The sequence below is a fragment of the Sphingomonas sp. AC522 genome, assembly GCF_979258125.1.
The window spans coordinates 791138-812331 of record NZ_OZ409836.1 but is presented as its reverse complement, the minus strand read 5'-3'; the positions used below and the strand labels follow the sequence as shown (position 1 = coordinate 812331).

Genomic DNA, 21194 nt, shown 5'->3' with positions numbered 1-21194 from the left:
GCGCGTGGACTGCGCCCCCCGCCGTTTCGAAAGGAAGCTGCGTGCAATACGAAACCCTGGCGATCGAGCAGTTCGGCGCGGTCCGCCGGATCAGCCATAACCGGCCCGAGGCGCGCAACGCAGAGAGCCGCCAGCTGCTTGACGATCTGAACCATGCCTTCACCGCTGCGGCCGAGGACGACACGGTCCATGTCATCATCCTCGCCGGCAAGGGCGAGCATTTCTCGGCGGGCCACGATCTCAAGGAAGCGCAGCGCGAGCGCGGCGACTTCACCGTCGAGGAGCGCTGGCAATTCGAAGTGAAGCGCTATCTCGATTATACGCTGCAGATCTTCCACACGCCAAAGCCGGTCATCGCGCAGGTCCAGGGAGCCTGCATCGCCGCCGGCTTCATGGTCGCCAACATGTGCGACATCGTCATGGCCGCCGACGACGCCTTTTTTTCCGATCCGGTGGCGCACAGCCTGGGTGCCGCAGCCGTCGAAGTGCTGGTCCATCCCTGGGTGCTCGGCCAGCGCAAGGCGCGCGAAATGCTATATACCGGGGGGCGGATCAGCGCAGCGGAGGGCGAGAGGCTGGGCATGGTCAATCATGTCGTGCCGCGTGCCGAGTTGGAGGAGCGCACGATGGAGCTGGCGCAGCGCATCGCCAAGGCGTCACCCTTTGCACTCTCTATTCTCAAGCGCTCGCTCAATCGCACGATGGATGCCCAGGGCTTCAGCGTCGCCATCGCGGCACATTTCGATACCCACCAATTGTCGCATGTCGCCAGCGCCTTCCAGTCGATCCGTGATGGCGGGCTCGGCAATGCGATTCTGGCAAATGAAGCAAATTGACTTCCTCATTTGCCGGAACTAAGTTTATTCAAACAAACGGGAGGTAGATGCGGTGCGGCGTGACGTAGGGGGCTGGCTGACACGCTGGGACGCCCCTCGCGCCGCGGAGTTCGTCACGTCGGGCTCATGGGCCGACAAGACCGTTGCCGATCATCTCGCGGAGAGGCTGGCGACGATGCCCGATCATGTCGCGGTGATCGAAGGCGCGCGCAGCTTCACGCTCGGCGAGCTCGACAGGGAAGCGCGGCTGCTCGCAAGTGCGCTGGTCCGCCGCGGCTACAAGCCCGGTGACACCATCAGCTTCCAGCTCCCCAATTGGCGCGAAGCCGTGGTGATCGGCCTGGCGGCGGCGATGGCAGGACTGGTGATAGGCCCGATCACGCCGATCTACCGCGACTCCGAAGTCGCCTTCATGCTGCGCGACAGCCGCAGCCGGATGCTGTTCATCCCGGCCGTCTTCCGCAACTTCGACTATGCCGCGATGGCCCGGCGGATCGGCGCGGATGTCGAGATCGTCGTGGCGCGCGGCGATCCCGGCGATCTCACCAGCTATGATGCACTGCTGGCGGAAGGCGATGCGACTGCAGCCCTCCCCGGCGCCGATCCCAACGCGGTGAAGCTGGTGATGTACACCTCGGGCACCACTGGCCGCGCAAAGGGCGTTCTGCACAGTCACAATAGCCTTCAGGCTGAGAATTGGGCGCGGCACCGCCATCTCGGCGTCGATGCGCACGACCTGCTCTATAATCCCTCGCCGGTCACGCACGTTACCGGCATGCTCTATTCGTTGTGCATGCCGTTCACGCTGGGCATCACCACGATCCTGGCCGATGTCTGGGATCCCGTCGCCGCGCTCGAAGCCATGCGGCGGCACCGCGCGACTGGTATGATCGCGTCGACTATTTTTCTCCAGGACCTGCTCGACGAGGCCCAGCGAGCGAACGAACATCTTCCTGATTTACGCTTCTATCTGTGCGGCGGCGCGCAGGTGCGGCCCGAACTCATCCACGAAGCCACCGAATGGTTTCCCCACTGCGCCTTCTCGCGCATCTATGGTGCAACTGAGGTCCCCAACATCACCGGCGGCATCAACACCCGCACGCATGCCGCTCTCGGCGCAGAGACCGATGGCCAGATTCTGGGATGCGAGGCCCGCGTGGTCGATCCGATCACCGGCGAACTGCTTCCCCTCGGCGAGGAAGGCGAGATCGTCGCGCGCGGTCCCCAGATGCTCGTCGGTTACACCCGTGAAGAGGACAATGCCGGCACGCTCGACGAAGAGGGGTTCTTCCGAATGGGAGACCTTGGGCGGATCGTCCATGACGACTTCATCCTAATCACGGGGCGCAAGAAAGACATCATCATCCGGGGCGGCGAGAATATCAGCCCGAAGGAGGTGGAGGACGTCTTGCTCGGTCATCCCGCGATCGCTGACATCGCAGTGGTTGCTATGCCCAATGCACGGACCGGCGAGATGGTCTGCGCTTTCGTCATTCCCACCGGCGACCAGCGTATCGACCTCCCCGAGATGGCACGCTTCCTGGTCGGCGCCGGCATGGCCAAGCAGAAGATCCCGGAGCATCTCGAACTGGTCGAGGACCTGCCACGCACTGCGATCGGCAAGGTCCGCAAGGATCTGTTGCGCGAAACCGCGCGCCGCATCGCCGAAGCATCGGAGTAGATATGGATTTGAAGTTCTCCGAAGCGGACGAGCGTTTTCGCAGCGAGATCCGCGCCGCGCTTCGCGGTCTCGTGCCGCCCGACATGGCGCAACGCACGCGCCAGGGCGCGCATCCCACCAAGGCCGATCTCAAGCTGTGGAACCGCATCCTCAACGATCGCGGCTGGGCCGCGGCACACTGGCCGCAGCAATATGGCGGCACCGGCTGGTCGCCGCTCCACGTTCATATCTTCGAGGAAGAATGCGCAGCGGCCGACGCTCCCTTCCCCAGTTATTTCGGGCTGCGGCTGGTCGGGCCCTTGCTCTACACCTTCGGCACCGAAGCGCAGAAGGCGCGCTACATTCCCGATATCCTCACCGGCGAGATCTTCTGGTGTCAGGGGTTCTCCGAACCCTCGTCGGGCTCGGACCTCGCATCGGTGCGCACCACCGCGATCCTCGACGGCAATCACTTCGTTCTCAACGGCCAGAAGCTCTGGACCACTGAAGCCCATTATGCCGATTGGATGTTCTGCCTCGCCCGCACCAATCCCGATCTGCCCCCGCAAAAGGGCGGCCTTTCCATGCTGATGTTCCCGATGGATTCCCCCGGTGTGACGGTTCGTCCGATCCTCACCATCGATGAGGGCCACAGCGTCAACGAAGTCTTTTTCGAGCATGTTCGCGTCCCCGCCGAAAACCTTCTCGGTGAAAACGGCAAGGGCTGGGACTATGCCAAATTCCTCCTCGCCAACGAGCGGATCACCAACGCGCACGTGCCCCGAGCCAAGCGCGACCTTGAGCTGCTCAAGGACATTGCAGATTTGGAAGCGAGGGGCGACCAGACCGAGATTCACCGTCGCATCGCGCAGCTCGAGATCGACCTGGACGGGCTCGAATGGTCGGTGCTGCGCGAAGTGATCAGCGGCAGCAAGAATGCCGGCATCGCCTCGGGGCTCAAGATCGTCGCCAGCGAATTGCAGCAGCGCATGGCCGACCTCGCCGTCGACATTATCGGGCCGCGCGGCCGCATCTATTATGACGAGGCCGACATCGGCCGCAACGACCTGCCCGCCGACCCCGCGGCCTATGTCCCCGGACTGGCCGCCCGTCAGCTCTTCCTGCGCGCGACGACGATCTACGCCGGCAGCAACGAGATTCAGCGCGGGATCATCGCCAAGCAGCAGTTTGGCCTCTAACTCTCTCGGAGAAGACAGGTGGACTTCACGCTCAGCGACGAACAGGTTGCGCTCAAGGACAGCGTCGAGCGATACGTGGCCGACGAGCACGGTTTCGAGCAGGCGCACGCCTACGCGCACTCGCCCGACGGATTCTCGCGCAAGGATTGGGCGCGCTTCGCCGATCTCGGCTGGCTGATGCTCCTGGTACCAGAGGATATGGGCGGGCTGGGGTGCGGCCTGATCGAAGCATCCCTGCTGATGGAGGGCTTCGGTCGCGGCCTCGTCGCGGCGCCCTATGTCTCCGGCGCCGTCCTTGCCCCGCGCCTGCTCACTCGAGCCGACGCGCCCGGCGATCATGCCGCGCTAATCGGGCAGATCGCCGGGGGTGAAGCCATCGTCGCATTGGCAACCGAAGAAGCCAATTCGAACTTCGACCCCGGCATCGTCGCGACTCAAGCGCGCGTCGCGGCCAACGGGCATGTCGTGGACGGTATTAAGCTGATCGTCCCGGACGGCCCCAGCGCCGACCACTTCCTGGTCTCCGTGCGCCTCGAAGGCAAAACCGCATTGCTACGGGTCGATGCGGATGCCCCAGGGCTCACGATCCGGCGCTACCGCACGATCGATCAGCGCCGCGCCTGTGATCTCGCTTTCAGCGCAGCCCCCGCCACGCTCGTGATCGCCGACGCCCAAGCAGCGCTCGATTGCGCGGTAGACGAGGCATCGATGATGCTCGCGGCGGAAGCAGTCGGCTGCATGCATGCGGCGCTCGATATGACCGCCGAATATCTGAAGACCCGCGAGCAATTCGGGCGGACCCTGTCCAAGTTCCAGGTACTCACGCATCGCATCGCCGAAATGTATGTGAAGCTCGAAAACGCCCGCTCGATGGTGTTGCGCGGGCTCGCCGCCGCCGATGCACCACCTGCGGCACGTGCCGCGGCGGTCTCGGCGACAATGGTTACGATCATTCAGGCGAGCGAATTCGTCTGCGGCCAGGCGATTCAACTCCATGGCGGAATCGGCATGACCGAGGAAACCGCCGTCGGCCATTATTACAAGCGCATCCGGGCCATCGCGCGGACGTACGGCGACCTCGATTATCATCGTCGCCGCCATCTCGAACTCACTCAGCGGAGGGCTGCATGAAGCTGACCGATCTCAAGACCATGACGGTCACGCATGACGGCAACATCGCTACGCTGACGCTCGACAACCCCGGTCAGCTCAATGCCGTGGGACCGGAGATGCATAGCGAGCTGTGCTGGGTGTTCCGCACGCTGGCGGCCGACGATCGCGTAGACTTGGTGATCTTCACCGGCGCCGGGCGTGCGTTCTGCGCCGGGGGCAATCTCGAATGGATGGAGGAAAGCGCGGCGGATCCCTGCCGGTTTCTGCCGATCATCGAGGAGATCAAGCAGATCGTGCTGTCGATGCTCGAATTCCCCAAGCCGCTAATCTGTCGGATGAACGGCGACGCGATAGGGCTCGGCGCGACGCTGGCACTGGGCTGCGATATCATCGTTGCGGCGGAAAGCGCGCGTTTCGGGGACCCCCATGTCCGCGTCGGGCTGACTGCCGGCGATGGCGCCGCGATCATCCTGCCGCACATCATCGGGCACATGCGGGCAAAGGAATTGCTGCTGACCGGCGATCTCGCGACTGCCGCCGAAGGCAAGGAGATGGGACTGATCAACCATGTCGTTTCCGAAGAGGAACTCGACGCCAAGGTTGCGCAGATCGCCCACAAACTCGCGCGCGGCGCCCAGCAGGCGATCCGCTATACCAAGATCGCGCTCAACGCTGGGCTGCGCGCCGCCGCCATCGCCGAGATCGACATGCTCGCCGCTTATGAGGCACTTACGGTCATGACTCCCGATCACCGGGAGGCGCTTGCCGCGATGCGCGAAAAGCGCCGCCCGCAATTCGGAAGGCAGGCCGCATATTGAGCCAAATGCGCTCGACAAGCCGGCCTACCTTCCGTATGGTTGGTAGATAGCCGGGCAAACTGGACGGTATGGAGGCAGAGGTGCTTGAAGCTGCACAAGTGATACCCACGGGGTTCGACCAGATTCGCGAAGTGACCGATGCCGAAGTGGAATTCTTCGAGGAATATGGCTGGGTAAAGCTCGATGCGCTGTTCACCCCCGCGCTCGCCGGCGAGCTCTACGAGCATATGCAAAAGGTGATCGAGGACCGGATCAGCGGTGCGGACGGCTATGTCAGCGAGCGTGCGCCGGGCACGACCGGCGCCAATCTCGTCGAATATGTCGCCTCGACCAATTTGCGCGAGAGCGACGCATGGATGGAAGCGCTCGCATGCTGTCGCGAGCTGGGCGAGGCCAGCGCGCGGATGATCAGAACTCGCCCGCTGCGGCTTTTCGCGGACAGCGTGTTTCACAAGCCCGCGCGCGGCAAGGGCGACAGCTTCTTCTCCAACGCGACGCCCTGGCATCAGGATTATCCTGCCACGCCGCTGGATCGGGCCAACGACCTCCAGATCTGGGTCGCCGCCGTCGAAATCACGCCCGACATGGGCTGCCTCCAATATCTCAGCGGCAGCCACAAGCTGCCTCCGATGGGCAAGGCGACGACGTATCGCCGGCCCGACGGCAGCTTCTGCGCCGACGGTGCGGTCGAGATTTATCCGTGGCTGCTCGATCAGTTCGAGGTCTCGCCGGCGTTTCACATGATGCCGGGCGACGCGCTGGCTCATCACAGCCTGACCATGCATTATTCGCAGCCCAACCAGTCGACCACACACGATCGCTGGGCCTGGGGCTCGCGGCGCATGGACGCACGCATCTGCTATAACGGCGCGCCCAATCACCGCACCGATGATCGCGGGCTCGTCCTGGACAGGCCGTTCGACCATCCTTCCTTCCCTATCGTCATCGATTGACGCGTGAGCGAACGAAAGCCGAGGCGGATGTGGGCGGGCTTGTAAGCGTAAATGCGGAAGGCGGGATTCATGTCGTCACCATCGACAATCCGCCGGTCAACGCATTCCACCCCGATGTGGGCGAGGCATTGCTTGCGGCGTTCGACACGATCGCCGCAGCCCAGCCGCCCGCGCGCGTGGTGGTGCTGACTGGCGCCGGGCGCTTCTTCGTGGCAGGCGGCGATATCCGCCATTTCCAAACGCTCGACGAGGTTTCCGCCGAGCGCTACGCGCGCCGCATACAGATCATTCAGGAAGTAATCTTCCACTTCCCCTGCCCCGTTATTGCGGCAGTAAACGGCAGCGCGTTGGGCGGCGGATGCGAGCTGATGATGGCGTGCGACATCCGCATCGCCGCGGTGGATGCATTGTTTGGGCAACCCGAAGTGTCGCTCGGCATCATTCCCGGCGCGGGTGGAACCCAAAACCTGCCCCGCCTCATTCCCATAGGCACCGCCAAGCGGCTGCTGTTCACCGGTGACCGGATCTCGGCGGTCGAGGCGCAGCAGATCGGGCTGGTCGATGAAGTGGTCGCGACTGCCGATCTGTTTGCGCACGCCATGGCGCTCGCCCGCCGGATTGCAGGCAATGCGCCGCTCGCAGTCAGCGCCGCCAAGCAGGCAGTCAATCTCGGGCTCGAGCTGGGGCTGGCCGAAGCGCTGCGCCTCGAGACCAGTCTGTTCGCCAGGCTGTTTCGATCGCGCGACGTCCAAGAAGGCGTTGCCGCATTTCTCGAAAAACGCCCTGCCGATTTCAAAGGCCAATGACATGAGGCCCCGCCCCATCCGGAGGAAAGCATGAAGATCTGCGTCGTCCACGTGAATTGCGAAGAGCTGTCGCGTGATTATACCAAGCTTATCGACGCCAATTTTGCGCGGGTGAAGCGGCCGGATACCGAGATCGTCCACAAATATGTCGCGCGGCTGCGGCGCGCGGCGGATACGGTGTTTGCCTTCCCGATCATCCTCAACAAGATCGACGTCGTCCAGCGCGCAGTCGAGGCCGAAGCCGAGGGTTGCGATGCAGTCATGGTCGCATGTTCGGGCGATCCCGGCGTGATCGAGGCGCGTACGCTGATCGACATTCCGATGGTCGGCCCGATGGAAGCCACGCTCCATCTCGCCGCGCAATATGGCAAGAAGATCGGCATCGTCACGGTGCAGGATCCGAGCTGGGTCGAATATTGCGAGACGATGACCGAAAGCGCGGGATTGGTCGGTCGCCTGGCAGGAATCGAAAAGATCAGCATCCCTTCCGTCGCGGCCTTTACCGACGGGTTCGTCACGCCCGGACCGGTCATCGACTCGGTGGTGGCGGCGGCGCGCAAGCTCATCGATCGCGGCGCCAATGTGATCGTGCTCGGCAGCGCGGGGCTGAGCGTGATGGCCTCGACCAATGGCTTGGCCGAAGTGCCCGGCACCGGAATTCCGGTGTTCGATACCATGTCGGTCGGTTTCAAGGTTGCCGAGCTTCGCGCGGACCTTGGCAAGTCCCTGGGCCTGCCGGCGATCAGCCGCATCGGCGTGTTCGAAAAGATGGACCGCAAGAACCGCGACCGTATCGACCGGCTCTTCGGGCTCGGCTGGAACGCCGAGGTGGCAGCATAATGGACGATCTGCTCAACGATGACGAGCGCATGCTGCAGGACAGCGTGCGCCGCTTCATGGTCCAGGAAGTCGAGCCGCTGGTGCCGCAGATGCAGGCCGACGGCGCCCCCCCAGATCGCTGATGAAGCGCCTGGGCGATCTCGGCCTGCTCGGCACGTGCTTCAGCGAGGAATATGGCGGCTCGGGCGGTTCGTACGCGACGCGTGCTATCGTCAGCGAGGAAACCGCACGCGTCGATGCCGGGCTCGATCTGGTGCTGTTCGCCGATATCATGCTCTTTGCCCGCGCGATCGACCGCCACGGCACCGAGGAGCAGAAGCGCAAATATCTGGTGCCGGTACTCGCCGGGGAAAAAGTCGGCGGGATGGGCATCACCGAGCCGACCGGCGGCTCCGACGCGCTCAATCCGAAGACCCGCGCAGTAAAGGATGGCGACCATTGGATCCTGTCGGGCCAAAAGGCGTGGGTAACCAATGCCCCGGATGGCGATTTTCTGGTCATCATCGCGCGAACCAGCGACGAAGCCAGCCGCATCGACGGCGGCACCTGGTTCATTCTCGAACGCGGGATGGAGGGTTTCGAGACCGGGCGCCCGTTCAACAAGCTCGGCATGCGCTCCTCGCCCACCGGCGAGGTTTTCATGGACAATATCCGCGTTCCCGAAAGCCAGATCCTCGGCCGCGTCGGCAATGGCTTTCGCATGCTGATGGATTCGCTCGATGCCGAGCGCGTGCTGGTCGGCGCATCGACGATCGGCCTTGCCCAGGCCTGTCTCGACCAGGCGGTGGCCTATGCCGACGAGCGCAAGGTCTTCGGCAAGGCGATCCGGCAATATCAACTCGTCCAGGAGATGATTGCCGAAATGGCGACCGGCATCGAAATGTCCCGCACCATGCTGTTCCGCTTGCTCCGCGCGCTCGACCGCGGCGAAAAGGTCACCCGCGAGGCAGCGATCCTGAAGCTCTATTCGTCGCGGATGCTCACCAAGGCGTCAGGTGACGCGGTCCAGATTTGGGGCGGAGCCGGACAGCTCGAGGACAATAAGACCGCACGCCTCTACCGCGACGGCAAGCACCACGAGATCGGTGCCGGCACGAACGAAATCATGAAGGTGCTCATCGCCAAGGAGACCTTCATGGCGATGGGCTATAGCCGCGGATGAGGCGGCAACTGGCGCGGCGACGAGGGGAAGCTCTGCAATGACGAATATCGCCCGCCAAATCCTCGACAATCCGGCAATCGATCCAGCGCGCGAGGCGATTGCGTTCGAGGGACGGCGCTGGACCCATGCGGAGTTCGCGGCCCGCGTGCGGCGGCTGGGCAATGCGCTTAAAGGGCGGGGTGTGGCCAAGGGCGACCGCATCTGCGTGCTCCTCGCCAATTGCCCGCAATTCCTCGAATCCTTCTTTGCAATCACTGCGATCGGCGGACTCTATGTTCCGCTGAACTCGCTGCTAACGCCGCGCGAGCATTGCCTGCTGATGGAAAATTGCCGGCCAGTTGCGGTGATCTCTTCGCCGCGCTTTGCCGAGACGCTGACGCTGGCTGAGGGCGTGGATTCAGTCGGCTCGGTCATTCTGGTGGATGGCGCGAGCGGCGAGCAGATCGACTATGAAACGCTGCTGGCCGGCGCGACGGAAGACTGCCCGCTCGAAAAGACCAATACGGATGACGACGCCGCCATCGTCTACACCAGCGGCACCACGTCGCTGCCCAAAGGCGTCGTGCTGACGCATGGCAGCTATCAGGCAGACTGGCACAATCTGGCCGCCGTACTCAGGCCGACAATCGACAGCGTCAACCTGCAGATCGCGCCGCTCTACCATGCTGCGATCGTCCACTCGGTACTGCATCTGTCGGTTGGCGCGCGGACGATCCTCTCGCCCAAGTTCGAGCCTGGCTTCGTGCTGCGGACCATCGCGGCGGAGCGCGTGACGCACGTCTTCTGCGTGCCCACCATCATCTATGACCTGCTGGATCATCCCGATTTCGGGGTCACCGATTTTACTTCACTGCGCACGGTCGAATATGGCGCTGCGCCGATGACGCGGACCCGTCTCGAAGACGCGCTAGCGACGATTGGTCGCCCCGTCTTCGTCCATGCCTATGGCATGACTGAAACCACCTCGCATTGCTGCACGCTCGGCGGACTCGAACATAATGCCGTGCTCGGCTCGATCGGGCATCCGATGCGGCTTTGCGAGATGATGATCGCCGACGATGCGGGCGGCGAGGTGCCGCACGGCACGGTGGGCGAGATGCTGGTGCGCGGGCCCAACATCATGAGCCGCTATTGGGGCCGCGAGGCCGAAACCGCAGCTGCGCTGGAGAAGGGCTGGCTGCACACCGGCGATCTCGGCAGGCGCGACGCCAGCGGCTATTATTTCATCGTCGACCGCAAGAAGGACATGATCATCAGCGGCGGCGTGAACATCTATCCCAAGGACATCGAGGAGGTAATCGCGCAGGATGCCGCTATCGCCGAAGTCGCGGTCTATGGCGTGCCGCATCCGCGCTGGGGCGAGGCAGTGGCTGCCGCGGTCCGCCTGAAACCGGGCGCTCGCCTGGACCGCAATGCACTCCAGGCGTTGATGGAAGAGCGGCTGGGACGGCACATGCTCCCCAAGCAGATCGACGTGGTCGATGCTTTCCCCCGCAACGGCACCGGCAAGATCATGAAGCACGTCATGCGCAGGGCGGCGGCGGAAGCGGTCGAAGCCTAGGCCCGGCCGAGCGGCGCGAAGCTCGCGATTTGCGGGATCGCGCTGCCGGGATGCACTTCCTGTAGCTCGACGATATTGCCGTCTGGGTCTCGCGCATAGACCGTAGTCACCCCCGCGGCCGGGACATGCTGGGGCTCGGAGAAGAACTCGACGCTCGCTGCCTTAAGCCGGGCATATTCGCCTGCGAGATCGCTGATGTCGAAGCAGATGTGGCGGATGCCGGCGTCGCAGGCAGGGCTTGGCGGCAGCGGACGCCCGCGCGGATGGAGGTAGTGGAAAATCTCAATCTCCACATTGCCCGCACGCAGCCAGGCGGCGTGAAAGGCGGCGTCCTTGAGCCCGACGATCGTCTGGAAAGTCTCGTCGGTTTGCTCTACGCGCCACGCCTCGCGCACTTCGAAGCCGAGCAGATCGCGGTAGAAAACCAGCATCGGCTCCAGATCGGTCGTCGCGATCGAGACGTGGTGGACACCGTTGATCATGCCAGCCTCCTCTCAGACGGTTATCGCGGCGATTTCGTAGAGTTCTTCCGCGCTCATCTTCCACGATGCCGCCTTTACGTTCTGCTCGACCTGCTCGGGCTTGGTGGCGCCCGCAATGATCCCGGCCACCGCCGGCTGGCAAGCGAGCCAGCTCATCGCCAGTTCGATCAGAATATGGCCGCGTTCCTTGGCGTAGGTATCAAGCCGGCGGACAATGGCGTGGTTGCGCTCGGTGAGGAACATGTTGCCGAGCCCGAGGAAATTGTCCTTGAGCCTCCCCTCGCCGCCCTCGAGATATTTGCCGGTGAGCATTCCCGAGGCGAGCGGGAAATAGGGATTGAGCGTCATGCCGCGGTGGAGAAGCGCGGGGATGAGCTCTTTCTCCGGCTCGCGCTGAAGCAGGCTGTATTCGTTCTGGCTGCAGATGAAACGATGCGTGCGCAATTCGCGCGCGACCCAATCCGCCTCGACGACGCGCCATGGCGCCATGTTGGAGACGGCGATGTAGCGCGCCTTGCCCGAAGTGACGATGTCGTCCAGCGCCCGCAGGGTCTCGTCGAGCGGCGTCCCCTCATCGGGGATGTGGATCATGTAGATATCGACCCAATCGGTGCCGAGCCGCTCGAGGCTGCCTTCGAGCTGGCGGAGGATGAATCCGCGCGAATTGTCCGGAGCGCCACCGTCGAAGGGGAAGCCGAACTTCGTGGTCAGCACGATATTGTCGCGCTGCCCGCGGATCAGCGGGCCGAGCACGGTCTCCGCATTGCCCGGCGGAGAGCCGTAGAAGTCGGCGGTGTCGAACAGAGTGATGCCGGCGTCGAGCGCCTTGTGCACCACCGGCCTGGATTCCTCAGGGCCGATCGACCAGCCGAAATTGTTACAGCCTAATCCGACGGCCGAGACCTTCAGTCCCGACCGGCCCATTCTCACCATGTCCATCGCGACTTCCCCCGGCGCGCTTATTGCTGGGTCTGCAGCTGGCTGGCGGGGTGCCAGTTGCCGCCGCCGCCTGCCCAATCCTTTTCCGCAGAAAGCGCGCGGGCCTCCTTGACCAGATCGTCGACTTCCGGATCGCTCAACGTCCCGGTGTCGAGCGCTTCCATCATTCGCATGATCCATTGCAGCCACAGAATGAACCCGGTGAACTCGACCAGTCCGCGCTTGCCGCCCATTCGCGCAAGGATGCGGCCATAGGTCTCAGTATCGACCTTCCCGTTGACCACCTGCCGGATATAGCGGTCGAGCAACTGCTCGTCCTCGTTGAGATCCTGAGGCCGCCCCGCACGCAACGCTTCGATGGCCTCGATCCGCACGCCGGATTTTACTGCGTCGATGATATGCACATGCTGGACGACGTTGCTCTTGAATTCGTCCGCGAGCACCTGATCGACGAATTCACGGTCGGCGTGCGAATAGGAGCCGGTGCCGTTGCCGACATTGCGGAAGAAGCCGCCCATCTGCGACGCCAGCGAGCACATGTTGGGGCTGTTGAGCAGCGCTCCGAAATAGGTGCCGACTTCGAAATGCTCCTCCGGCGGCGCGTCTCCAGCGTTGAACCAGGCACGGAAGCGCTTCACGATCGAATCATAGGCCGGACGTTCGTCGGTTGCGATTGTCTCGCGACGCGGCTGGCTGGGCGGACGCTCCATCTACTCTCTCCTGCTTTCTGTCTTCGATTGGCAGCTCTGGTCTGCTCTTGCGTGGTCAAACTATGTCAGCGGCAGCCGCTCATGCCGCCATCGATCGTGACTTCCGATCCGGTCATGTAGGCGCCCGCCTTCGACGCGAGCAGGATACACGCCCCTACGATGTCCGAGGATTGTCCGAGCCGCCCAAGAGGGACCCGTGCGGTGAGTTCCGCATATTCGCCGTCATCGCGCATATATTCGGTCATGTTGGTCGGGAAATAGCCGGGCACTACGCTGTTCACGGTGATGCGGAACTCGGCAAGCTCGGCGGCAAGCACTCGCGACAAATGGTGGATCGCCGCCTTGCTCGCGGCATAGGAATAGGCCGTCAGCGGCTCCACGACGACGCCGACAATCGAGCCGATATTGATCACGCGGGCAGGATCGCCTTCGCTCGCTGCGGCCTTGAGCGCGGGCAAAAGGTCGCGGACCATCATGAAGGGCGCCTGGAGATTGATCGGCATCACCGAACTCCAGCCGCGATCGGAGAATTGCTCGAGCGGCTCTCCCCAGGTGCGGCCGGCATTGTTGATCAGCACATGGATCTGCTCGTGGTTTTCGAGGATCGCGCGCGTCAGCGCCTCGCAGCCTTCGGTCGTGCCGAGATCCGCCTGGAACGCATGACATGTTCCACGCCGCGCCATTTCCTCTGCAGCCTCGGCCGCCACTTCGAGCTTGCGCGAGGTGATGATCACCGTTGCGCCGGCGTCGATGAAACCTTCGGCGATCATCCGGCCAAGTCCCTGCGCCCCGCCGGTGATCAGGACGGTCTTGCCGCTGACGTCGAACAGATTGGCCGGCCCGACCTGCGCCGAAGCGCCGGTTCGTGCCGGTTGGGTAAGAAGATTCATGCAGCGTCGGCCCTTGCGAGTAGATTTGTGTCGAAATAATAGGGGTCGATCCGCACCAGTTTCCCGTCGCGGAATTTCCAGAGCTCGAGCACCGTGGTTTCCCAGGCAGTGCCCGTCTTTCGGGAGCGGCCGGACATCGCGAAGCGCATCACTGCCGCATCATCGTCGCCACCGTGCATTTCGACCAATTGCAGGCGGAAGCCCGACCAGGTGGAGAGCACCGCGTCGGACAGCTGCCGCCATCCCTCGAAACCGCAATATGTGCCTGCATAAGGCAGCCCTTCGGCCTCCACGACTTCGAAGTCGGGATGAAGCATCTGATCCATTGCCGGCCAGTCGCCCTGCCCGAGCGCAGTCACGAAACGCTCGCAGATCGCTCGATGCTTCATGATCCGCTGCCTCCCCAATGCGCTTACCGAAGGCACCCCATGCCCTTCTGCGAAATGACAACGGCTGTTGCCAATCCGCCAATCAACCGATAGTTCGATTCGTGAAAGCGATCAAGGATGATGCTGCGTCGCCGGAAAAATAATCGGCGGCTGGCCAGCATTTCACCCTTGTAGAAACGGAAAGGTGAGGACCATGCCGAGCGGCCCGATTGCCCATATTTCCTTCCTGGTGAACGACCTCGATCAGGCGATCGACGATTGGACCAAGATTCTTTCGGTGCTCGATCCAGGCCAGCTGGCGCGGCCGATCGTGCGCTATGACGATTTCGATGGCGGCGGTGACAAGATGCACTGGTGCACCTTCGTCTCGGACCATGGCGTCGAAATCCAGCTGATGCAGCCCGACCCCGCCTCCAAGCTCGGCGAGCGGCTCGCGAAGAAGGGCGAGCATGTCCATCACATCTGCCTGACCACGCCGACGCTCGAGAAATCGCTGAACGAGCTCAAGGAAAAGGGCATAGAACTGACGGGCGAGATCGCCGGCGATCCCAACATGCCCTGGCAGCGCTGGGGCTGGGTTTCGCCCAAGAGCGCACACGGCATCCTGCTGGAAATCGCCGCACCCTATGAAACGCATGACGACGGGAATTGGCATCCCGCGACCCAGGCGGCGGAATAACCGCCGACAGGAGCCCAACGGTGGCGCCCCGCCCCCTGACCCTTGCCCAAGCGATCCGCAATTCGGCGGCGCGCGGACCCCGGCGTATCGCGCTCATCCTCGATGAGGAGACGCGCAGCTTCGCCGAGTTCCGGGATGACGCCGAGCGGCGGGCGCGGCAGATCATGGCGCTAGGCGCCCGCAGCGGCGACCGCGTTGGCCTGCTGCTGCCCAACGGGCTCGATTATCTCGAGTTCGTTGCCGGAGCGGCGATGCTTGGAGTGGTGCTCGTTCCCATGAACGTGCGCTTCAAGGCGCTCGAACTGCGTCATCTTATTCTCGATTCGGGCATGACTGCGTTGATTACGATCGATGCGATTCCCGAGATCGTCGATTTCGCATCCTTGCTCCGCGAGGCGCTTCCGGATCTACCGCCGGACAACTGGCACCGGCTCTCGCTCGACACTTCGCCTGACCTGAGGGTCATCGCCCGCGCCGATCGACCGTTGGCGATGGACGAGGGTCCGCTGCCCGAAGCACCGCTCCCGGCCGATCCGCTGCTGCTGATGTATACGTCGGGCACGACCGCCAGCCCCAAGGGCTGCGTCATCACCAATCGCGGCCTGATGGCGAATTGCTGGGCGATCATCGACCGGTTTGCGCTCAGCGCGAACGACCTCTGGTGGTGTCCGCTGCCGATGTTTCACATCGGCGGCCTTCTCTTCCCCGCCATGATGCTGGCAGCAGGCGGAACGCATGCCGGGATGCGCCATTTCGAACCCGAGGGGGCGATCGGCATCATGCGCCGTCACCCGCCGACCGTTTTCTACCCGCTCTTCCCAACGATCACGCTCGCGATAATCGAGCATCCGCGCTTCGCCGAAGCGGATTTCTCGCGCCTCCGCCTGTCGTGCAACGTCGCGCCGGAGGAACTTCAGCAACGCATTCAGGCCGCTGTTCCGCAAGCGCCGCTGATTGGCGCATTTGGAATGACCGAAGCCAGCGGCACCGCCGTTTATGGCTCGCCCGGCGACAATGCCGCCAAGCGGCTCGGGACATGCGGAACGCCGCTCGAAGGTTGGGAACTCCGCATCCTCGACGTCGAAAGCCATGCGCCGCTCCTGCCGGGCGTACCCGGTGAACTCGCTATCCGCGGGAAGGCGCTGTTCGATCGCTACTGGAACGACCCGCAACTGACGGCCGGGCAATTTACTCCCGACGGCTTTTTCCTCACCGGCGATGTCGGCTCGGTCGATACCGAAGGATTCCTCACCTTCCACGGACGCTTTAAGGATCAGCTCAAGGTGGGTGGGGAAAATGTCTCTGCGCTCGAAGTCGAATCCTTTCTCGCCACGCACCCGGCGATCATGCTGACGCAAGTCGTCGGGACGCCCGATGCGCGATATGGCGAGGTGCCCGTCGCCTTCGTCCAGCTGAAGCCGGGCCACGCACTGGATGAGGCCGAGTTGCGCGAGTTCTGCAGCGGCAGGATCGCCCGCTTCAAGATCCCACGCCATGTCCGCTTCGTCGACGAATGGCCGATGTCGGCGACCAAGATTCTCAAATACCGGCTGCGCGAGCAGTTCGCAGCCGAACACACCACGATGCGACCCACCTTGTAATCAACCAAACGTATGGTATTGCAGTTTCATGACCGATGCTTTCATCTACGATCACGTACGCACGCCGCGCGGCCGCGGACGGCCCGATGGCGCGCTTCATGAAGTCACTTCGGTAGAATTGCTCGCTCAGGTCCTGCGCGCGCTTCGTGACCGCAACGGGCTCGATACGGCGCTGCTCGATGATGTCGTGGTTGGTTGCGCCCAGCCGGTGGGCGAGCAAGGTGGTGTCATCGCCCGCGCCGGAATCTTGTCGGCGGGCTATGATCAGCGCGTGCCGGGGCAGCAGATCCACCGCTTTTGTGCGTCGGGGCTGGAGGCGGTCAACAATATCGCCGCCCAAGTGATGAGCGGGATGAGCGATGCGGGAATCGGCGGCGGCGTCGAATCGATGAGCCGCACCTTCATGGGCGCAGACAGCGGCGCCTGGACCTCCGATCCGCGCGTCGCGATCCACAATCACTATGCCCCGCAAGGCATTGGCGCCGACATGATTGCCACGCTCGACGGCTTCTCACGCCAGGACGTCGATGCCTATGCTGCCGAGAGCCAGCGCCGCGCGGCGGAGAGCTGGGATCAGGGGCGTTTCATCCATTCGATCGTGCCGGTGACCGACGTGATGGGTGAGGTGCTGCTCGATCATGACGAGCATCGCCGTCCCGAAAGCACGGTCGAGAGTCTAGGCAAGCTCAAGCCCGCATTCGCAGGGCTGGCGGCATCGGGCTATGGTGCCGTGGCGCTTGCCCGCTATCCCGAGATCGAAGCGCTCGAACACGTCCATACCGGCGGCAACTCATCCGGCATCGTCGATGGTTCGGGCGCCGTGCTGGTTGGCTCCAAGGCATTCGGCGAGAAAGCCGGGCTCAAGCCCCGCGCGAAGATCCGCGGCTTTGCATCGATCGGCTCGGAACCCACGATCATGCTGACGGCTCCCGCCGCGGTGAGCAACAAGGCGCTCGCCAGGCTCGGCATGAGCAAGGACGATATCGACCTGTGGGAGCTCAACGAAGCCTTCGCCAGCGTGGTGCTGCGCTTCATGGAAGCGATGCAGATCGATCATTCGATCGTGAATGTCGCCGGCGGCGCGATCGCGCTCGGCCACCCCCTCGGTGCCACCGGCGCGATGATACTGGGCACCGTGCTCGACGAACTGGAGCGGCGCGACCTCTCGACAGCGCTCGTGACGCTATGCGCCGCGAACGGCCTCGGCACCGCGACCATCATCGAACGCGTCTGATTGCAGGAATGACCATGCGCCACATCTCGCTCGACTTCCGCGCCGACGGCATTGCCGTGCTAGCGCTAGACCATGCGACGGAGAGCATGAACCTTGTCTCCGCCGAGTGGGTGGCGGAGATGGAAGAGGCCATCGCGGCGATTGCGGACAATATGGCGATACGCGGCGTAATCCTCACCTCTGCCAAGCCCGCATTCATGGCCGGGGCTGATCTCAAGCAGCTGGTCGGCGCCTATGAGACGCGCACTCGCAAGCAGGCCTATGATTTCAGCTGGCAGGCGACGCGCATGCACCGCGCGATCGAGCGCTCAGGCAAGCCCTGGGTCGCTGCGCTGAACGGACTCGCACTGGGCGGGGGTTTTGAACTCGCCCTCGCGTGTCACGGCCGAATCCTGGTTGACGATCCCAAGGCCGTGGTCGGCCTTCCCGAAGTCAATGTCGGGCTGCTTCCCGGATCGGGTGGCACCCAGCGGCTGCCGCGCATCGCAGGCATCCCCACTGCGCTCGATCTCCTGCTCAGCGGACGGACGGTCGGCGGTTCGGAAGCGCTGGCGTTGGGGCTCGTCCACCAAGTGGTGCCGCGTGGGGAGTTGCTCCAAGCGGCGGCAGACTGGCTGGCGGCAAACCCCGACCCCATCAAGCCCTGGGACAATAAGGGGTACGCAGCCCCCGGCGCTCGCGGGCTGCTGGATCCCGACAATGCTGCGTTTTTCGCAGCGGCCTCGGCGGGCGCAGCGAAGCGCGGCACGAACCTTCCCGCTCCCGCCGCCATCGTCTCGTGCGTGTTCGAAGGGGTACAGCTGCCGATCGACAAGGCGCTTTCGGTCGAAAGCAAATATTTCGCCTTGCTGCTTACCGGCCCGGTCGCACGCAACATCATTCGCACCACTTTCATCTCAAAGGCTGCGGCGGAAAAGGGCGCAGGCCGACCGGGCGGCGTCCCCAAGTTCAGAGCTGAGAAGGTCGGTGTGCTTGGTGCCGGAATGATGGGCTCGGGGATTGCGCTGGTCAGTGCATTATCGGGCGCGCAGGTCGTGCTGATCGACCGCGACACTGCCACGGCCGAAGCGGGCAAGGCGTATTCGGCCAAGGCACTTGCCCGCGACGTGGACAAGGGCAAACGCGATCAGGCCGCTGCCGATGCGGTAATGGCACGGATCACTGCGACCGACGACTTCGCGCTGCTTGCCGGCTGCGACATCGTGATCGAGGCCGTGTTCGAAAATACCGAGATCAAGAACGAGACGACGCGCAAGGCCGAGGCAGTGCTTCCCGCAGGCGCGGTCTATGCCACCAACACGTCGACGCTGCCGATCACCGGCCTCGCCGAAGCCTCGCAGCGCCCGGACCAGTTCATCGGCATGCACTTCTTCTCGCCGGTGGACCGGATGGGGCTGGTCGAAGTCATTCGCGGCCAAAAGACCAGTCCCGAAACGCTCGCCAAGGCACTCGATTTCGTGGCGCAGCTCCGCAAGACCCCGATCGTCGCCAATGACAGCCGCGGCTTCTACACCAGTCGCGTCTTTGCAGTGATGACGCATGAGGGCGGGGCGATGCTGGCCGAAGGCGTGCCGCCAGCCGTGATCGAAAACGCCGCGCGCCAGATCGGCATGCCGGTCGGACCGTTGGCACTGCAGGATGAAGTCTCGTTCGACTTGCCGCTCAAGATCATCGATCAGGCCGTGGCGGAAGTGAAAGGCTATAGGCCCCCTGCCGGTTCGGCAGCGCTCCGCCGGATGCGCGACGAATTAGGGCGCGGCGGCCGCAAGACCGGCGGGGGCTATTACGACTATCCCGAGGGCGGCAAGAAGCGCCTGTGGCCAGCGCTTGCCGAGCACTTCCCGCAGCGCGACGATTATGATGTCGAGGATATCAAGAAGCGCCTGCTCTACATCCAGGCTATTGAATCGGCGCGCTGCATCGAGGAGGGCGTGCTGACCACGCCCGAAGATGCGGATCTCGGCTCGGTTTACGGCTGGGGCGTGCCCGCATGGACCGGGGGGACGATCAGCTATATCGATACGATCGGGATTCAGGCCTTTGTGCGTGAAGCGGATCGGCTCGCGCAGGAATATGGCCCACGCTTCGCTCCCTCGGCCTGGCTGCGTGCCCGCGCCGAGCGCAACGAGCCTTTCTACAAGGCGCCCGAAGCAGCGGAGCCGGCATGCGCCGCCTGATCTTCGAGCCGGAGCATGAGGAGTTCCGCAGCACGGTGCGGCACTTCATGCAGACCGAAGTTGCCCCCCATGCGGAGCGCTGGCGCGAAGCCGGGATGGTCGATCGCGAACTATATCTAAAGGCCGGCGCAGCAGGCTTGCTCTGCACCTGGGCCGACGAGCGCTATGGCGGCGCGGGCATCGAGGATTTCCGCTTCGAGCAGATCATCGTCGAAGAGAATATGCGCCACGGCGATCTCGGCTTCTACATTCACCTGCACAACGATCTCGTCGCGCCCTACATCGCCGAGCTTGGCACCCAGGCGCAGAAGGATCGCTTTCTTCCCGGCATCGTCGCGGGCGGGAAGATCCTGGCGGTGGCGATGACCGAACCTTCCACCGGCAGCGACTTGGCCGGCATGCGCACCAGCGCCGTGCAGCAAGACGGGCACTGGCTGCTCAACGGCGCCAAGACCTATATCTCCAACGGCATCCTGGGCGACGTGATCGTCGTCGCGGCGCGGACCGATCCGGTAAAGCCGCACGGGATCAGCCTGTTCATCGTCGAGCGCGGGATGGAAGGGTTCGAGCGCGGGCGGAAGCTCGCCAAGATGGGTCTCAAGAGCCAGGACACCGCCGAACTATTCTTCAACGACGTTCGCGTGCCCGCTGACAATCTTCTCGGTGAGCCGGGTCAGGGCTTCAAATATCTCGCGCGCTTTTTGGCGCAGGAGCGGCTGGTCGCGGCGATCTGCTTCGTGGGCACGGCGCAGACCGCGTTCGATCTCACGCTCGATTATGTGAAGGAGCGCCGCGCCTTCGGCCGCCCCATCGGCGCATTCCAGAACACCCGTTTCAAGATGGCCGAGATGCGCGCCGAGCTCGATATGGCGCAGACCTTTGTCGACCAGTGCGTGCTGCTGCTCAACGCCGGCGAACTGACGTCGGAAGATGCCTCCGCCGCCAAGCTGCTGACCAGCGAGCTAGAAGGCCGGGTGATGGACGAATGCGTCCAGCTGCATGGCGGCGCCGGCTATATGGACGAGTACCGGATCAGCCGGATGTACACCGATGCGCGGATCAGCCGCATCTTCGGCGGCACGTCGGAGATCATGAAGGAAATCATCGGCCGGAGCCTCGGCCTCGACGAACGCAAGATGAACTAG

At 63.6% G+C, this 21194-nt stretch carries 21 protein-coding genes; 16 read left to right on the top strand and 5 right to left on the bottom strand.

Features of this window, described 5'->3' with window-relative positions:
• Positions 1–41: 41 nt before the first annotated feature.
• The 11 genes from ACZZZM_RS04170 (at position 42) to ACZZZM_RS04120 (ending at position 10948) form a co-directional block, all read left to right on the top strand.
• Positions 42–836 (top strand): enoyl-CoA hydratase, encoded by a 795-nt coding sequence (locus ACZZZM_RS04170; RefSeq protein ID WP_463593854.1) that lies wholly within the window; start codon positions 42–44, stop codon positions 834–836.
• 52 nt (positions 837–888) lie between these two features.
• On the top strand, positions 889–2517 hold the full coding sequence (locus ACZZZM_RS04165) for an AMP-binding protein (protein ID WP_463593853.1): 1629 nt from the start codon (positions 889–891) through the stop codon (positions 2515–2517).
• 2 nt (positions 2518–2519) lie between these two features.
• Positions 2520–3695, top strand: coding sequence for an acyl-CoA dehydrogenase family protein (locus ACZZZM_RS04160; RefSeq protein ID WP_463593852.1), 1176 nt, complete (start codon positions 2520–2522; stop codon positions 3693–3695).
• Positions 3696–3713: 18 nt separating this feature from the next.
• Positions 3714–4826, top strand: a complete 1113-nt coding sequence (locus ACZZZM_RS04155; RefSeq protein WP_463593851.1) for an acyl-CoA dehydrogenase family protein — start codon at positions 3714–3716, stop codon at positions 4824–4826.
• On the top strand, positions 4823–5626 hold the full coding sequence (locus ACZZZM_RS04150) for an enoyl-CoA hydratase/isomerase family protein (protein WP_463593850.1): 804 nt from the start codon (positions 4823–4825) through the stop codon (positions 5624–5626). The genes ACZZZM_RS04155 and ACZZZM_RS04150 overlap by 4 nt, the downstream gene beginning before the upstream one ends.
• Before the next feature lie 80 nt (positions 5627–5706).
• Positions 5707–6579, top strand: a complete 873-nt coding sequence (locus ACZZZM_RS04145) for a phytanoyl-CoA dioxygenase family protein (RefSeq protein ID WP_463593849.1) — start codon at positions 5707–5709, stop codon at positions 6577–6579.
• A 29-nt stretch (positions 6580–6608) separates the two neighbouring features.
• Positions 6609–7385: an enoyl-CoA hydratase/isomerase family protein gene (locus ACZZZM_RS04140; protein WP_463593848.1), complete on the top strand. Its 777-nt coding sequence runs from the start codon at positions 6609–6611 to the stop codon at positions 7383–7385.
• Positions 7386–7415: 30 nt separating this feature from the next.
• Positions 7416–8225 (top strand): aspartate/glutamate racemase family protein, encoded by an 810-nt coding sequence (locus ACZZZM_RS04135; protein WP_463593847.1) that lies wholly within the window; start codon positions 7416–7418, stop codon positions 8223–8225.
• A complete protein-coding gene (locus ACZZZM_RS04130; protein WP_463593846.1) occupies positions 8225–8347 on the top strand; it encodes a hypothetical protein in 123 nt (40 codons plus the stop codon). Before ACZZZM_RS04135 ends, ACZZZM_RS04130 begins: the two co-directional genes overlap by 1 nt.
• Positions 8347–9387: an acyl-CoA dehydrogenase family protein gene (locus ACZZZM_RS04125; protein ID WP_463593845.1), complete on the top strand. Its 1041-nt coding sequence runs from the start codon at positions 8347–8349 to the stop codon at positions 9385–9387. The genes ACZZZM_RS04130 and ACZZZM_RS04125 overlap by 1 nt, the downstream gene beginning before the upstream one ends.
• A 37-nt stretch (positions 9388–9424) precedes the next feature.
• Positions 9425–10948: an AMP-binding protein gene (locus ACZZZM_RS04120; protein ID WP_463593844.1), complete on the top strand. Its 1524-nt coding sequence runs from the start codon at positions 9425–9427 to the stop codon at positions 10946–10948.
• On the opposite strand, the gene ACZZZM_RS04115 is transcribed toward ACZZZM_RS04120, so the two are convergent.
• From ACZZZM_RS04115 to ACZZZM_RS04095, 5 genes are all read right to left on the bottom strand, one after another.
• The gene (locus ACZZZM_RS04115; RefSeq protein WP_463593842.1) at positions 10945–11430 is read right to left on the bottom strand and encodes a VOC family protein; all 486 of its coding nucleotides are present in this window, start codon (positions 11428–11430) and stop codon (positions 10945–10947) included. The genes ACZZZM_RS04120 and ACZZZM_RS04115 overlap by 4 nt on opposite strands.
• A 12-nt stretch (positions 11431–11442) precedes the next feature.
• On the bottom strand, positions 11443–12369 hold the full coding sequence (locus ACZZZM_RS04110) for an aldo/keto reductase (RefSeq protein WP_463593841.1): 927 nt from the start codon (positions 12367–12369) through the stop codon (positions 11443–11445).
• A gap of 20 nt (positions 12370–12389) precedes the next feature.
• Positions 12390–13079, bottom strand: a complete 690-nt coding sequence (locus ACZZZM_RS04105; RefSeq protein WP_463593840.1) for a hypothetical protein — start codon at positions 13077–13079, stop codon at positions 12390–12392.
• Positions 13080–13144: 65 nt separating this feature from the next.
• Complete coding sequence (locus tag ACZZZM_RS04100; protein ID WP_463593839.1) at positions 13145–13969, bottom strand: SDR family oxidoreductase; 825 nt, start codon at positions 13967–13969, stop codon at positions 13145–13147.
• On the bottom strand, positions 13966–14358 hold the full coding sequence (locus tag ACZZZM_RS04095; protein ID WP_463593838.1) for a nuclear transport factor 2 family protein: 393 nt from the start codon (positions 14356–14358) through the stop codon (positions 13966–13968). The genes ACZZZM_RS04100 and ACZZZM_RS04095 overlap by 4 nt, the downstream gene beginning before the upstream one ends.
• Positions 14359–14551: 193 nt before the next feature.
• Between ACZZZM_RS04095 and ACZZZM_RS04090 the strand changes: the two genes are divergently transcribed.
• Genes ACZZZM_RS04090 through ACZZZM_RS04070 form a run of 5 tightly spaced genes read left to right on the top strand, consistent with a single transcriptional unit; the run spans position 14552 to position 21194 of the window.
• Positions 14552–15037: a VOC family protein gene (locus tag ACZZZM_RS04090; protein ID WP_463593837.1), complete on the top strand. Its 486-nt coding sequence runs from the start codon at positions 14552–14554 to the stop codon at positions 15035–15037.
• A gap of 20 nt (positions 15038–15057) precedes the next feature.
• Positions 15058–16638 (top strand): class I adenylate-forming enzyme family protein, encoded by a 1581-nt coding sequence (locus ACZZZM_RS04085; RefSeq protein WP_463593836.1) that lies wholly within the window; start codon positions 15058–15060, stop codon positions 16636–16638.
• 28 nt (positions 16639–16666) lie between these two features.
• The gene (locus tag ACZZZM_RS04080) at positions 16667–17872 is read left to right on the top strand and encodes an acetyl-CoA C-acetyltransferase (protein WP_463593835.1); all 1206 of its coding nucleotides are present in this window, start codon (positions 16667–16669) and stop codon (positions 17870–17872) included.
• A gap of 14 nt (positions 17873–17886) precedes the next feature.
• Positions 17887–20049, top strand: a complete 2163-nt coding sequence (locus ACZZZM_RS04075) for a 3-hydroxyacyl-CoA dehydrogenase NAD-binding domain-containing protein (RefSeq protein ID WP_463593834.1) — start codon at positions 17887–17889, stop codon at positions 20047–20049.
• Positions 20037–21194 carry an acyl-CoA dehydrogenase family protein gene (locus tag ACZZZM_RS04070; RefSeq protein ID WP_463593833.1) on the top strand — a complete coding sequence of 386 codons (1158 nt, stop codon included), beginning with the start codon at positions 20037–20039 and terminating at the stop codon, positions 21192–21194. Before ACZZZM_RS04075 ends, ACZZZM_RS04070 begins: the two co-directional genes overlap by 13 nt.